We start from the raw sequence: 15,051 nt of genomic DNA, 5'->3' as shown, positions 1-15,051 counted from the left end.
ATGTAGATAGGCTTGCGTTGTTGCGTAAATGCTAAGAAGAGTAGGCAATAAGATTGCTCTTTAACAGCTAAGAGCTATAAAATTTAATTTGCTAAAGCAAAACTACAGGCAAGCTATGAAAAAAGCTTAACTACCGCATACGTAATGGGTCCGAGTATAACAAAGCTTTAGAACAAAGAGGAAGCATAACTTTATGGTTTTCGGATGAAACCATTAAAGGATGGAGAGAAAATAAAAGCACGGGTAAGAAAGGACCCCCAAGAATTTACTCTGCTGACGCTATCCTACGCATGTTGATGATTAGAGCTGTTTATCATCTATCCTTCCTAACCTATTCTAAGGATTTCTTTTGTCTTTGATTACTTTGCTAGCTTCCAAGGTTGCCTGTTCTTTGCTATACCCGCATCTGTAGACGCGCTAAAGAGCTTGGACAAGAGCTTAAAAATTTAAGCCTTAAAGCGTCCAACAGACATAGCCTTTGACTTCAGGGGTAAAGGTCTATGGCGAAGGAGAGTAGAAAGTGCGCCAGCATGGCAACGCAAAGCGGAGGGCGAAGATTTGGAGGAGATTTTCGCTCTAGAAAACTGCCCTATCAGCGAGCGGAATTATATGCTAAATTTTTGGCGATGAATAAGATGACAGTACTTGGAATGCCCCAAGGGCAGTGGGTGCTAGCTTCTAGATAAAGGCTGCGCCTTAAACAGACAGCTATTAGTTCATTTACGCAACAAGGCCGTCTGAATAGTTACCATTCAACATTCTTAGCTATTTATTTTGGATTGAAAAGCTCCCTTAAAATACCAGCGTCTTGCTGAAGAAACTGGATTTTTAAATCAATTTAGAAAAATTAATCCGTTATTTTTATTTAAAAGTTTTAAATTCTTTTAAAGAGATAGTAAGAATATATAAAGCTGGTAATACGACTAAGGTTAACAAAGTGGAGCTAATAAGACCCCCAATGACCACAGTGGCCAAAGGTTTCTGCACTTCAGCTCCTGCCCCTTGTGCTAATGCCATAGGCAAAAATCCTAATGCTGCTACTAGAGCTGTCACGACAACTGGACGAAAGCGTGCTATGGAGCCCTTCACGATTGCTTCCTTAGCTGAAGCTTCCTTTAAGATCCGTTGATTGATGCAATTTATAAGAACTAAACTGTTTAATATGGCAATACCCGAAAGGGCAATAAATCCGATCGCTGCTGAAATGGAAAAAAGTATGCCTTGCCACCATAAAGCTACGATGCCGCCAGTAAAAGCTAGGGGAATAGCACTAAAAACTAAAAAGGCTTGCCGAATCGAATGGAAGGCTACATAAAGCAGGATAAAAATTAAAAGAAAGGCTGCTGGTACCACTATCAATAAACGCTCTTTAGCAGCTATTAAATTTTCAAATTGTCCTCCCCAGGCTATCCAATAGCCAGCAGGGATTTTAACTTCTTCACCAATCTTCTTTTTGGCTAACTTTACAAAAGTAGACATATCAGCGCCCCTTATATTAGCCTGAATTATTACTACCCTTTTTCCATTTTCTCTTCTAATTTGGTTTAAACCTGTCGTTACGTCTAAATTAGCCACTTCACCTAAGGGAATATAAGGAAAATCAATTTTTTTATTCGCTTTACGGGTAGCAAGCGGCAAACGTATCGGCAGCCTTGATAAGGCTAGCAAGTCATTTCTTAGCTTTTCAGGCAATCTAACAATAATATCATACCGCCGATCTCCTTCAAAAAGAGTTCCTGCTTTTCCACCCCCAATTGCCACTCCCACCATTTCTACAACCTCTTTTATATTCAGATGATAACGGCTTAAAATATTTCTATTTATATTAATTTCTAAAGTAGGTAGCCCATCAGTTTTATCTACCGTAACATCGGCCGCTCCTGGTAATTGTTGCATGACTTGAGCAATAGCCTCTGCAGTTTTCTTTAACACCTTATAGTCATCCCCATAGACTTTCACTGCTAAATCACTTCTTACCCCTGCTATTAGCTCATTAAAGCGCATTTCCACAGGTTGTGTAAATTCATAAATATTGCCAGGGAGCTTTTTTAGGCTAGTCTCTATAGCTTTTACAAGATTTTCTTTAGTTCGTTTAGCATCTGGCCATTCATAACGAGGTTTAAGGATAACAAAAGTATCTGAGGCATAGGGAGGCATCGGATCTGATGCCATTTCAGCTGTACCTGTTTTTGAATAAACAAAAGCCACTTCATCAAATTTATTAAGTGCTTTTTCTATTTGTAGCTGCATGGAAGTAGCTTGAGTTAAGGAAGTGCTAGGAATTCTTGAAACCTGAATGGCTAAATCCTGTTCATCTAAAGTGGGAATAAACTCTTGCCCAAGAAAGCTAAACAAAATTAGGGCTGCTGCCACCATAAAGATAGCAACTGTAGCAACTAGGTAAGGAAAACTAAGGATCCTCCAAAGAAGGCACTCATAAACTTTTTTAGCTTTGGAAATAAAGAAATTTTCTCTTTCGCGTATGGTGTTGGTGATCCAAATAGCTACCATAGCAGGTATAAATGTCAAAGATAAAGCAAAAGCGCTTAACAAAGCAAAAAGCACTGTTAAAGCCATAGGATGAAACATCTTTCCCTCTACCCCGGATAAAGTCAGTATAGGAAGATAGACTGCGATAATAATCGCTTGCCCGTAAACAGAGGGTTGTATCATTTCTTTGCTAGCTTGCCTCACTTCTTCTAAACGCTCTTCTATCTGCAAGTTTTTTCCCTGCGCCTTTTGCTTTTCTCCTAAACGCCTTAAACAATTCTCCACAATGATAACAGCTCCATCGATAATCAGCCCAAAATCAAGTGCGCCTAAGCTCATTAAATTACCGCTAATTTTAGCTTGAACCATTCCTATAGCGGTTATCAACATAGAAATAGGAATCACTAAGGCAGTGATCAAAGCTGCACGAAAATTTCCTAGAAAAACGAATAATATGACAATAACTAAAAGAGCACCTTCTATCAAATTCCTAGCTACAGTCTGAATAGTTGTATCTATTAATTTACTTCTATTTAATACAGGCTGGGCAATAATCCCGAGAGGTAAGGTTGTATTGATCCATTGTAATTTTTCCTTTACTGCTTCAGCTACGCTACGGCTATTTTCGCCAATTAGCATCAGTGCTGTGCCAATCACTACTTCTTTACCATCTTTACTAGCACTGCCACTACGTAGCTCTTTTCCTATGCTTATCTCTGCCACATCATGAATGAAAATCGGCATGTTTTCACGCATGGCAACCACGATATTTCCAATATTTTCTTGATTTTCTATTCTTCCATCAGCTTTAACAATCAAGGATTCTCCCCCGCGTTCAATGTAACCGGCTCCTCCATTAAGGTTGTTTTCTTCAATAGCGGTAAGTAAATCTTGTAAGCTGATATTAAAAGCCATCATTTTCTCAGGACTTGGCTCCACATGATATTGGCGAATGAAGCCGCCTTGTGCATCAACACCCGCTATCCCTTTAACAGCCTTAATTTGAGGGGTGATTATCCAATCTTGAACAGTACGCAAGTAAGAAGCTAATTCCGCATCAGTTTTAAGTACTTGCCCCTCAGGCGTTAAATAACTTCCATCTGCATGCCACCCTAGGCCTGCCTCCTGCTGCTTAGATGGTCTCATTTCAGGACTGTAATCCACTGACCACATAAATATTTCACTCAAACCTGTGGAGATAGGTCCCATTTTAGATTCAGCCTCAGCTGGTAAAATATTCCGAACATCCATTAGCTTTTCATTGATTTGCTGCCTAGCAAAGTAGATATTTACCTGATCGTTGAATATAGCTGTTATCTGAGAAAATCCATTGCGTGAAAGAGAGCGTGTACTCTCAAGTCCTGGGATACCGCTTAGGGCAGCTTCTATAGGAAAAGTCACTCTTTTTTCTACCTCCATAGGTGTCAGCCCTATAGCCAGGGTATTAATTTGCACCTGATTGTTAGTAATATCGGGTACAGCATCCATAGGAAGATTTTTTAAAGCAGATATACCCAAAAGCATGGCGCAAGCAGTAGCTGCGAGGATGAGATAACGATAAGTAATAGAAAAATTTAGGATTTTTTCAATCATTTTTAATAGCCTTCTTTCCATCTTCTGCTTTTAAAATAAAAGCATGCGTAGCTGCATAGGGAGTGCCCTGCTTTATTCCTGAAAGAATTTCTACATGAGTGTGATCAGCTCTTCCTATCTCTACTTCGCATTTTTCAAATCCTTGGGAATGGGCGATAAAAAGAAAAGTTTTTCCTTCAATAACTTGAACAGCTTCTTTAAGCACAGCTATAGGCACTTCCACCTCTTCGGCTATAACTTCTACTCGAACATAAGAGCCTGGATACCATTTTCTAGATGGATTAGCTAGCAAAGCTATAGCTGTTCCACTACGGGTCTGTTTATCAAGGATAGGGCTAAGATAGATAATTTCTGCTACATCAGAAAATTTTTCTTCATTTAGAAGAGCCACCTGTACTTTATCCCCTAGCTTAAGGTAAGGAAGATCTTGCGCATATACTCCTATCTGTACCCATACAGTGTCTAGATCAGCAATTTTAAAAGCTTCTTGATCTGCATTTAGCAATGAACCTATATTGATAATTTTGCTAGTTATCACGCCATTTAAGGAAGACTTAATCTGATAGCTGAATAAGTCATAGTTCTCTTCTTGGGTCAGTTGTTTTACATCTTTTTTGCTCATTCCTAAGAGATAGAGTTGCTGCTCTGCCAGCTCTTGTTTAATGCTAGCCTCTTCAGCGATTAAAAGTGCTTGAAGATAGGCTTGTTCAGATGTTACTTTCTTTTCTTTAAGAATAGCTTCAGCCTCAAAAGCTTGTTGCGCTAAGGAAGAACGCTTCAGCAAGGTAAGATAAGCAGCTTTAAAAGCCGCCATTGGCCGGCTTTGTAATACAGCTAATGTTTCTCCTTTGCTTACATAATCTCCAACATTTTTGCTAATATCGCTCACTACCCCCGAAACTCTAGCTACAATGATGGCTTGCTGTTGCTCATTGATGACAATCTGAGCTGGCGCCCCAAAGGTTTTTTGCAATATGCTAGGAGAAGCTTTTAATGTCTCGATTTGTGCTTCTATAATCTGTTCATTACTTAAAAAGATAAAGTTGGAAGATTCAGGTTTAAATTCCTGGCTTGCTGCCAAATAGTGTTGAAAAGCTAATCCTATATATAAAAAAATTTTTTTCTTCATTTACGTCTCCTTAAGTCAGACCTTTTAGCGCCCCTGCGTATCTGCATAGCCCACCCTTACCAATCGATAGAGCTCTATTTTTCTTTGATGATAATCCACTAAAGCATGCATATACTTGTCATGCACATCAAGAAGAGTACGCTGGGCCTCTAGAAGTTCAAGGTAATCATTTTTTCCTTGCAAGTATTCCTGTTTGGCACCTTCAAAAGTCGCTAAAGCTATAGGCAAAACATCATTATTATATAATAGGCCCTCTTGGTAAGCAGTGAGAAGTTGTGCATACTCAGCTTCTAATTGCAGGCGCGCTTGCAAGTTGTCTTTATTTCTTTTGTTATAAAGCTGCTTTAATAAATGCTTGGCTTTAGAAATGTTGCCCTGATTTCTATCCCATATCGGAATAGCCATGGAAAATCCAAGCAATAGTCCTTCTCCGTCCTCAGCAGAGCTGACATATCCTGCGGTAACTACAAGGTTAGGAATACGTTGCGCTTTTTCACTCGCAATCAGGAGGTCAGCATTTGCTATCTGTAGATCCCATTGCTTCGTTGCAATATTATCATTTTGCTCAGCAATGAAGGCAGCAAGATCCTCGACTAAAGTAATTTCTAAAAGATTATAATCAACAGAAGTAAAGTCTGGACGGCTATCTCCCCAAATCAGAGCGAGCTTTTTTTTAGAATTTTCAAAATTATTGCGAGCTTTTTCTAAAGCTAGATGAGCGGTTAATACCGATAACTTAGCTTTCTTTCCTTTTAAGGAAGATATTTTTCCTCCTTCAACTTTTGCCGAAGTGGAAAAAAAAACCTCTTGGGCACTTAGTTGGAGTTCTTGAGCAAAGCGCAAATACTCTTGCGCAGCAGCCACTTCAATAAAAGCTTTCTTTACCTGGCAACTTACCTCTAACCTTGTAACTTCTATTTCTTTGAAGGCTAATGAGGTTTGGAGTCCAGCAGTCTGTTTTCGAAGATGTCTTTTACCCCCTAATTCAATGGATTGCGATAAATTGCAAGAAAATCCTCGATCTCTCGCTCTTTTTTTCTCTTTCCCAATTAAATTAGCTTTATCAATTTCTACGGAAGCTAAGGGATTTGGTAGAAAGCTTGCCTGATATTCCTCCGATTGCCTAACTTTCCATGCGGTCTCAACGATGGCTACGGCAGGAGAATAAATTAAAGCTCGCTGGGTAGCCTCATCTAAAGTTAGTAATCTTGCTTCCATTAGCCAAGGCCAGAGGTAAAAGTAAAGCGCTAAACTTAATTTTGGGAACTTAGACAATCTCATAGGGATTTACAAGAGTATGTGTTAATATTTTCCGCTGACGTGATTACCTGCTATAGGATTTTTGAAGAAAACCTTCAAGTAAAAAATAAGACTAATTTTTTTGTTTTAAATAAAACTGACAGAAATAATTCTTTTATTATTTACTACAATTAATATAAAATATCTAATTGTTAGAAAAATAAATAACTTAATTATGGATAATAACATAGAAATGAATATTCCTAACTATCATTCTAAAAATCCTTTAATGGCTCAAGAAGCCGTAGCCCCTAAAATTTATAGTAGTATTTCTTCTTCTTGCTCATCTAAAACCCATGAGTGCGCCCTAGCATCTTTTAAAATGCGTATTTCATCTTTCATTAAAGTATTAAAAAGAAATATTACCCTTGGAGGGGAAGTTTTTGTATCAATCCTAAAAGAAGGTCTTACTAAACTCTTACAGTTAATATCTGACCTAGCTCACCGCCTTCTGCATATAAGGCGACGATCCTATCATGGACTTTTAGAAAGCGTAGCAACCATAGAGAATTCACAAACAGATTGGAGTCTTAACCTAGCGCTGCTGAAGGATTCCTATAAAAAAACACAGGATCCCCAGTTAAAGAAACAAATTGAGTTCATGGCGACCAATTATTTGGAAAAATCTGCCCCTATTTATCTTAACATGATGAAATTATTGCAAAGAAAAATTGGAATATTATTCCAGGTGGGACCCTATACGAATTATCATTACCATCGCATGGGATTTCGACAAAATACAGAATTAGGAGCTGAAATTAATAAAAATTTAGCATTTACTCGTAAGAGCCCTCTCATTCTTACCGATACTACCGAGGTTACTCAATTTTTTCCTTTAAACTTCTATGTGATTGATAATGCAATGCCCGAAGCTAAATGGGAAAACACAATTACTCAAGCCCTACATGCACATTTTTCAAAGTTTGCCAAGGAACCACGCAAAGCTTTTTCCCAAACGATGAATGTTAGCTTACTAGTGGATTTAACTCCTTCTTTGGAAGACTTAGCCAAAACTAATGGAGAAAGAGAAAAGGAAAAAGCTTTTGAAAAGCAATTGAATTTACTACGTACAAGCCTTAATCGCTCATTTGATAGGTCAATTGAAGAATTTAGAAAGCAGCATCCTGAATTTAGTAAAATTTCTACAGGTAAATTTAAAAAATTGTTGAAAAAAAATAGCACCTGCATTTGCAGGTTAAAGCTTGACGAAATTGCAGGCATCAAAGTTTTACCTCTCTTTTCTAGCTTACAAGGTAAAAAAATTCTTCAAAAGCACCCTGCCTTTTTAGATTTTATTGAGCAAACCGGCTTGTATATCGGCGCTATTAACATGCGTGCACATATTCTTAATGGCTTTAATATTAGACCGGATATTAAATACCCTATTAAAGGTCCTGATGCTAAAGGTTTTCCTAACAAAGATGTTTATTTTCCTGATAGGCTTGATTTCACCAAGCTAGCACTCTTTGAAAGATTCTTAGAAAAAATTTCTTCTCCAAAAATGCATGCCCACTCTCCTCATCTAGCTATTTTAGGCGAATCTACCTTACATCTTTTAAGGGGTCTACTTAATGAAATCAGGGGCAAGCAATGGAAAGAGTTGCAAAAACATCCAATAAAACGTGAAATCATTCAAACCTCCTTGTTTAAAATAAAAGAACATCTGGCCACAGCAGAACTTTTTATGAACGATTATAGGAAGTATGCACAGGAAATTGAGCTGATTCATTGCGAAATTGCTAACCTTTTAACGCTTACAGCTCCTTTTGAAGAAAAGGCATTCCCTACTATTTTGCCAAAGCAGTTAGCAAACATTCCAGAAGAACTGCGTCCCTTGATAAAAGCAGGCTTAGGTAAGACGGCAGTCAACGTATTCGCTGGAATCAATGCGGCCTTATCAAAACTGAACCCTCACCCTACCCGAGTATTTAGTACAGGCTTTTATTATGAGCAAGCAAGCTTTATAGGCAACGACCAGCGTATTGAGAACGCTTTACAAGATACAAGCTTAAAGCAAATTGATCTATACGCTTGTCAATTTAATCCTAATATTGAAATTGATGCCAAACATACCCACTATGCGGTAAGGGATATCAAAGCAGATATCCGACAAATACTAGCGCAAAAAAACGAAAATAAGCAACTTACGGTAGCGGTCGATTGCACAATCGATTATATCAATTCTCCTAAAGCCCGCGATTTGCTTACCACCTTCCAGGAGGAAATAAAAGAGGGTAAGTTAAACTTTGTCTTTTTCCGTAGTGGACAGAAATTTGATATGTTTGGAATGGATAACTACTATGGGTCCCCATTTTACATGGTTAATAATGGAAAAGCTCCCTGGGATGCCTTTGATTCCTTAACTGAAGACATTGCCCATAAAACCGATAAACTAAGTCTTCAATGGTTCTCTCTTGCTTATAAGTATACTACTGAGCAAATGGATAGTTATCGAGCGGCTATTTTTAAGAATACTAGGGAAATCCTTGATCATGTTCCCCGGCTTCTTCAGCCCTTAGGCAAGAAAAGTAGCCAGAAGATACGCATTAGCACCGCAGATCCAGAGATGGAATGTTCCTTTATCGATATAAAACTTATAGGGAAAGGTCATGCCATAAAAAGTAGGGCTATTATGGGGCTTTTCTATAAAAAATGCCTAAAGAAAGGGATAAAGGTACATTCTCGAGCTAGCTTTGGATTTTATCACCCTAATTGCATCATTATCGCCGTTAATGCAGAAGAAGGCTCTAGTACTATAAGAATAAATCCAGGATTAAATCCCGAAGAAAACCAAATAATTATAGGATTTATTAAAGAGCTGGTCAATGATGCTCGCCTTTAAAGTTTATCGCTAGCCACTCTCCTTATAAAGTTGCCAGCCTCATATGAAGAGGTGCATTTATAGTGCTTAAGAAAAGCTAAGTCTGCACACTCAAGCTCTAAAAACTGCGTTTTTAGTTAAAGAGAGACTTTGCTAGGCTAAGCGATTGCATAAGGAGTAGCTAAGGAGTCTATTACTTCTACCTGTTTTTGAGGAAAAATAACACACACACCCTCTAGGCAATGTACAAGAAATTAAAAACCTTAAGCAGAATGCTTAGAAAGAGGCAAAAAGAGAAGAAATTGCTAAAACAGCTTTTCCTCCTTTAGTAGGGAGGATTTACCAGTAGGTAATCATGGCTTTTATTCTGTAACTAGCTGCCCGTATAATGATTGCATACTATTCAACATATGATTAAGTAAACACAAACTCTAAAAATTGTTTTATTTATCGCGAATCAATTGATAATTCGCGTGACCGCTTACGTTTTTTATAATCACAGGTAAAATGATTTAAAACGCCTTATAAGATTATTACTTAAATAGGGAGGCTAAAACACTGCTTCAATTCAAGAGGGAATGCTCTCCAGCAGGTTTCCATCCAGGTTAAGATCTATTCCTGCGGGCAACTGCTTTAAACTTGCAGGCAAAACAGCTAGCTGGTTGTTGCTTAGGCAAAGTAGCCGCAGCTGCGAAAGAAGTCCTATCGTAGGAGGAAGGATAGCCAGTTTGTTGCAACCTAAGAAAAGCTCTTTTAGCTGAGAGAGGTTTCCTATTTCCTCAGGAAGCATGGTAAGCTGGTTATCGTTTAAGTACAGCTCTTGCAGCTTAGAAAGTTGCCCGATTGTTGAGGGAAGAGTAGTTAGTTTGTTGCCGCCTAAGAAAAGCTCTTGCAGCTGAGAGAGGTTTCCTATTTCCGCGGGAAGAATGGTAAGTTGATTATCGTTTAAATACAACCCTCGCAGCTTAGAAAGTTGCCCGATGGCTGCAGGAAGGGTAATTAGCTTGTTACCGCCTAAGAAAAGTTCTTGGAGCTCAGAGAGCTGGCCTATCTTTGCAGGAAGTGAGGTGAGATGGTTGCCGTTCAAGCAAAGCTCTTTTAGATTAAAAAGCTCTCCTATTTTTGCCGTAAGGGTAAATAAGCGATTATCGTTTAATTTAAGCTGATGTAGCTTAGACAATCGGCCTATCTCGGAAGGCAAAGAAGTCAATTCGCTTCCTGTTAGCTCAAATTTCTTAATATTTTTGCCATACCTTTTAATCCAACCTGCTAAAAGCTTTTCTTTCTTTTTTAAGGGCAGATTTTTGATGTCTGGTCGGTTTAAATATTTTTTATAGCCGGGCAATCTAGACTCTATTAAAAGACGATTAATGTTTAAAAGAAGTAAAGTATAATTAGCCAGGGTAAAATATTTTCTTTCTTCGATTTGGCCTCTAAATTCCGCTGGAGCAAGAGATTTAGCTAGAGCGAAGGTTTGCCTAAAAATTTCATTTACCTTTGCTTGTATAGAAAGCCCAGCTGGGAGCTTGTAAAGTTTATCTAAAAGGTTAGCCTGCTCGGTAGCTTTTCGTTGAGGAAAGTGCATTTTACCTATTTGCTTATAAAGAGAGGGTATAACTTCATTAGCTAGCAGGTGTTGCCATCTTGTACAAACGCCAAATAAGGAAGGGCTAGCGCAATCCTTTAAAATGTGGACTTGTATTTCATCAGGGAGAAGTTCGAGAGTCATAGAAATTGGGCTCATAGAGGGTCCTATTATTAAATTGCATATCTATTTTTGTGCTTTTTATGAGATTAAACATATCTATATAGAAGCAAAAAAGCAAACAAATTTTAGAAACAGGACGGGCAAGAAAAGCTCCCCAATTTAGGTAAATATTCTCATTAGCAATTGTTACAACTACATCTATCTAGAGAGAAAAAATGGTCCTGCTCTTTCCTCACCTTCTTCTCTTTTATATCCTAGTATAGGCCTTCTAATAAAACAACTCAAGAGCCATTAGGGCAATTAAAAAGAGATAATAAGGCTCTGTTTGTTAGCTAAAGGTATGTTGCAGGCAACCGAATGCCGATCAACCCAAATAAAAAGAAAGAAAAATTTACTGAATTTTAAAATTTTTAGCCAAGAAGAAGCTAGATAATCAGCTATCCAGCCATTTTGGAGAGTAACAAGAACTTTTAACGAATAGAGGATTTAAAAAATCAATCACCTGATATTTTAGTTTCCAGAAAATTTATTTATGGCTTTTAGTTTGTTGATGACTAAGCTAGGAGTCAATAACTGAGGAAAAATAAAAGGCTCTTGCCCCTGCTGATAAAGCACATACAAGGGTACACTATGGCGTCCGAATTTTTGCAGCTCTTCCGTGATGGCGGCATCTTTTTTTGTCCAGTCCGCTTTCATTCGTACTACGCCCTGCTCGCTAAATTGATTATGAACGTCCGCCCCTCCCAATATCATATGATTAGCTTGGCATATTAAACACCACTTAGCTGTAAAATCAACAAAAACAGGAATACCTTGGGAGGTTAACTCTGCAAGCCGGTGGGGAGAAAACTCTTCCCATATAGCCTCTTGCTCAACTATAGCAGGAGAAGAAGAGGTAGAGTGGGAGGCAACCTTAGAAGCATAAAGTAAAGCGTATAGAGCAGCCAGCAGCCATAAAAGGGCGAGGGTTACAGCAATCCTGTAGCTTAATTTGGAATGAAGAGGGGTCGCCCAGCGCCCGTAAATCCAACAAGCTATACTTACCATAAAAAAGGCCCCTAAGAGCAGGATAAGAGCTAATGCATTTGTTTGAGCTGCAAAGACCCACGTTAACCATAACACGGAAGCAAGCATGATAAAACCCATGCATTGTTTAAAGGTCTCCATCCATTTTCCCGGCTTAGGTAAAAAACGCAGAAAAGAGGGGTAAGCAGATAGGATAAGATAAGGAGACGCCATTCCCATTCCTAAGGAAGTGAAAATCAAAAAAGACAGGTAGAAAGGTAAAGTCATGGCAAAACCCACTGCTGTACCTAAAAAGGGGCCCGTGCAAGGGGTAGCTATGAGCGTGGCTAGTACCCCGCTTAAAAAGGAAGCGCCCCTTCCCTTTTTTATCCCTTGATGCTGCAACTGCCCCGCAAAAGAGCCCACTTTAGTTCCCATTTCAAACACACCAAATAAGCTTAAACCAAAAATGAATAGGACCGCTGACAACAAAGCGACAAAAGCAGGTTCCTGCAGCTGAAATCCCCAGCCTACAGCATGGCCATAAGCCTTTAAAATCAAAAGAGCTGCAGACAATATCCAAAAGGAAACTAGAACGCCTGCACTAAACATCAAACCATGCTGCAAGGTCAACTGGCGGCTTTGTCCGGACATTTTAACGAAGCTTAAAATTTTAAAAGAGATTACCGGTAAAACACAAGGCATTAAATTTAAAAGCATTCCACCCAAAAAAGCTAATATCAAAGCCATGCCCAATCCCCCCTCATAATCGCTAGGTGTGGAGGGCAACGTAATATCTAAGGGGCGAGGAAAAGTCTCCTTAAAAGCCCACGCAGAATTTTTTTTATTGAAGTCTTGGATAGGTACGGCTACCTCGATAGCTTCCGTCACAATTTTTTCGGCCTGCTGAATAGCCAAGACTAAAACACCTTTAAGGAAAGTTGTAGGCAACGATGAATCTTTCTCTTTAAACACAAGGGAGTAAGAAGAAAAAGAAGGCTTTTGCAAGGATACAGAAGGCTCTAAATGGTAGTCTATGCTTTGTCCTTCTTCGGGAAAGAAATAAATATTTATAATTTTCTCTCCATGCTTTAAAGGAGATGGCAGGGTGAGCTCTATCAAATCATTGACACGCTTGGCCGTAAAATTCCCATTAGTTTTGGGCAACAAACGGCGCGCTTGTTCGAAAACAGCAGTTAAAGACTTATCGATGACTGGGGAAAAAGAAGTAGGGGTAAGGTTCATCTGCACGTTAGTTTCTCCTGGCAAACAGGCAGAGTCTGAACAAGCTAAGTATTTAATAGTCGCTTTAAACTTATAAATCTCAGAATGGCTTAGGTGCTCAGGAGGGAAAATTCGACACAAAAAGTGCACCTCATTTTCATAACCAAAACCAATGAATGAGGGGGATTCAAAACGTTGCGGATAAGGCCACTGCAGCTCATCTGCTTTAAACCCAGGTGGCAGCTCCCAAATAATGGAAACAGGCATGCCTGTATCTCCCGGATTTTTCCAGTAAATATTCCAAGAGGGGGCTATGGTAAGGCTGACTTTTATCCAAAAGGGCTCGGCGGCCCTGAAATTTATCGTTTCGGAATGCACATAAGCTTTAATAGGTAAAGAAGAGTCATTCGCTGGGGGCTCGATCAAGCCCAGATTAGATGGAAATGAATGAAGTTGATTGACTTGAGAAGGATTTTCACTGTATAAGAGAGGGATGAAAATGATCAAAAAGCCGAGTAACCCATAGGCCATATGTTGAAACTTGGCTGCCAATGTAAACCCCTTCTTTTTTAATTAAAGGCTATATTTTAAAGGATTTATGAATGAATGTAAACATTTTTGTAGCTACTAATCCCTTCTATGAAGCCTATGTGCATTCTGATTTTTTAGGCAAATTGATCTTTATTGGCCTCATTTTCCTTTCTATAATGACCTGGATCATTTTACTCCATAAGATCTGGCATACCTACCAGGCAAGGAAACAGGCAGCCCGTTTCTATGATATCTTTCAACTGCAAAAGCAAAATCCTTTGAATTTAGATTGCGAAGCTGCCACTAGAGTATATTATAGCAACCCTTACATGGATCTTTACTCTCTTCTTAAAAAACAGACTCTGGAAGTCCTTAATAAAAATAAATTTTTTATACCTAAAAATAAGGAAACTGAGCAAGATGCAGTTTTTCTTTCTCTTACAGATATCGATTTTCTACAAGGCTCCTTAGCTACCCAGGTTGCTCATCAAATTAAAAATTTAGAAAAAAATCTTTTTATTCTATCTACGGTGGTAAGTCTAGCCCCTTTTTTAGGATTACTCGGCACTGTATGGGGCATATTGACAAGCTTTTCCGACTTTCAGGTACAAGCAGCAGGCAATACACCCCAAATGGTACTAGGTGGGCTCTCTCTTGCCTTGGCAACAACAGTTTTAGGACTCATAGACGCCATCCCTGCTTTGATTGGTTACAATTATTTAAAGCATGCTATTCGCGACTTTGAGATTGAAATGGAAAGCTTTGCAAGCGAAATTTTGGGTTGTGTAGAGATGCAATATAGAAAAGTGGACTTCTCATGAGCAGGCGATTCATTAAGAATTCTATCCATAAAAATATCGAAGAGCCTATTGTTAATCTAACTCCTCTAATCGATGTGGTCTTTGTCATTTTAATTATATTTATATTGATAGCACCTCTGCTGGAGCTTGATAATGTTGAACTTGCTCAAGCATCTTCTGGCCTGAGCGAAAGCAGCCCAAACTTTGTTCAAGCTAGCAGCCCTATCTCTATTCATGTACGCAAAGATAATACTATTTGGTTTAATAAACAAATGGTGACTATAGAACAATTATTTACCTTGTTAAAAGAGGCCAAAAAGCGTTATCCTGATGCCCAGCCTCAGCTATATCATGACCGCACGGCCCACTTCGGAACCTATCAAGCCGTTAAGAATACAGCTGAAAAAGCAGGATTTACTCAATTAGATGTGATTCTTAAACCTGCCTAGTC

The 15,051-nt window shown here is 38.8% G+C and carries 9 protein-coding genes; 4 read left to right on the top strand and 5 right to left on the bottom strand.

Annotation, left to right across the window (positions count from 1 at the left end):
- The first annotated feature begins 530 nt into the window (after nt 1–530).
- A complete protein-coding gene (locus NEOC84_RS00185; protein ID WP_166154157.1) occupies nt 531–686 on the top strand; it encodes a hypothetical protein in 156 nt (51 codons plus the stop codon).
- Between the two features lie 175 nt (nt 687–861).
- On the opposite strand, the gene NEOC84_RS00180 is transcribed toward NEOC84_RS00185, so the two are convergent.
- The 3 genes from NEOC84_RS00180 to NEOC84_RS00170 are packed head-to-tail and all read right to left on the bottom strand — an operon-like array spanning nt 862 to nt 6,430.
- Complete coding sequence (locus NEOC84_RS00180; protein WP_166154155.1) at nt 862–4,083, bottom strand: CusA/CzcA family heavy metal efflux RND transporter; 3,222 nt, start codon at nt 4,081–4,083, stop codon at nt 862–864.
- Nucleotides 4,076–5,212, bottom strand: coding sequence for an efflux RND transporter periplasmic adaptor subunit (locus NEOC84_RS00175; protein ID WP_166154153.1), 1,137 nt, complete (start codon nt 5,210–5,212; stop codon nt 4,076–4,078). Before NEOC84_RS00175 ends, NEOC84_RS00180 begins: the two co-directional genes overlap by 8 nt.
- A gap of 24 nt (nt 5,213–5,236) precedes the next feature.
- Nucleotides 5,237–6,430, bottom strand: a complete 1,194-nt coding sequence (locus NEOC84_RS00170) for a TolC family protein (RefSeq protein ID WP_166154151.1) — start codon at nt 6,428–6,430, stop codon at nt 5,237–5,239.
- Nucleotides 6,431–6,704: 274 nt separating this feature from the next.
- Here NEOC84_RS00170 and NEOC84_RS00165 point away from each other — a divergent pair, with 274 nt between their 5' ends.
- Nucleotides 6,705–9,353: a hypothetical protein gene (locus NEOC84_RS00165; RefSeq protein WP_166154149.1), complete on the top strand. Its 2,649-nt coding sequence runs from the start codon at nt 6,705–6,707 to the stop codon at nt 9,351–9,353.
- A 547-nt stretch (nt 9,354–9,900) separates the two neighbouring features.
- On the opposite strand, the gene NEOC84_RS00160 is transcribed toward NEOC84_RS00165, so the two are convergent.
- Nucleotides 9,901–11,076 (bottom strand): leucine-rich repeat domain-containing protein, encoded by a 1,176-nt coding sequence (locus tag NEOC84_RS00160; protein ID WP_166154147.1) that lies wholly within the window; start codon nt 11,074–11,076, stop codon nt 9,901–9,903.
- A 474-nt stretch (nt 11,077–11,550) separates the two neighbouring features.
- Nucleotides 11,551–13,821, bottom strand: coding sequence for a protein-disulfide reductase DsbD domain-containing protein (locus NEOC84_RS00155; RefSeq protein WP_166154145.1), 2,271 nt, complete (start codon nt 13,819–13,821; stop codon nt 11,551–11,553).
- Nucleotides 13,822–13,871: 50 nt separating this feature from the next.
- Here NEOC84_RS00155 and NEOC84_RS00150 point away from each other — a divergent pair, with 50 nt between their 5' ends.
- Together NEOC84_RS00150 and NEOC84_RS00145 are read left to right on the top strand one after the other, a co-directional pair.
- Entirely contained in the window at nt 13,872–14,621 is a 750-nt protein-coding gene (locus NEOC84_RS00150) for a MotA/TolQ/ExbB proton channel family protein (RefSeq protein ID WP_166154143.1), read from the top strand.
- Nucleotides 14,618–15,049, top strand: a complete 432-nt coding sequence (locus NEOC84_RS00145; protein ID WP_166154141.1) for a biopolymer transporter ExbD — start codon at nt 14,618–14,620, stop codon at nt 15,047–15,049. Before NEOC84_RS00150 ends, NEOC84_RS00145 begins: the two co-directional genes overlap by 4 nt.
- The last annotated feature ends 2 nt before the right edge of the window (nt 15,050–15,051 follow it).

The sequence above is a fragment of the Neochlamydia sp. AcF84 genome (genome assembly GCF_011087585.1).
Taxonomy (GTDB): Bacteria; Chlamydiota; Chlamydiia; order Chlamydiales; family Parachlamydiaceae; genus Neochlamydia.
This window is presented reverse-complemented; position numbering and strand designations above follow the sequence as displayed.

Excerpts from the sequence above, each read along its gene's own strand:
- NEOC84_RS00185 (WP_166154157.1), top strand. The coding sequence starts at position 531 with ATGGCAACGCAAAGCGGAGGGCGAAGATTTGGAGGAGATTTTCGCTCT.
- NEOC84_RS00180 (WP_166154155.1), bottom strand. The coding sequence starts at position 4,083 with ATGATTGAAAAAATCCTAAATTTTTCTATTACTTATCGTTATCTCATC.
- NEOC84_RS00175 (WP_166154153.1), bottom strand. The coding sequence starts at position 5,212 with ATGAAGAAAAAAATTTTTTTATATATAGGATTAGCTTTTCAACACTAT.
- NEOC84_RS00170 (WP_166154151.1), bottom strand. The coding sequence starts at position 6,430 with ATGGAAGCAAGATTACTAACTTTAGATGAGGCTACCCAGCGAGCTTTA.
- NEOC84_RS00165 (WP_166154149.1), top strand. The coding sequence starts at position 6,705 with ATGAATATTCCTAACTATCATTCTAAAAATCCTTTAATGGCTCAAGAA.
- NEOC84_RS00160 (WP_166154147.1), bottom strand. The coding sequence starts at position 11,076 with ATGAGCCCAATTTCTATGACTCTCGAACTTCTCCCTGATGAAATACAA.
- NEOC84_RS00150 (WP_166154143.1), top strand. The coding sequence starts at position 13,872 with ATGAATGTAAACATTTTTGTAGCTACTAATCCCTTCTATGAAGCCTAT.
- NEOC84_RS00145 (WP_166154141.1), top strand. The coding sequence starts at position 14,618 with ATGAGCAGGCGATTCATTAAGAATTCTATCCATAAAAATATCGAAGAG.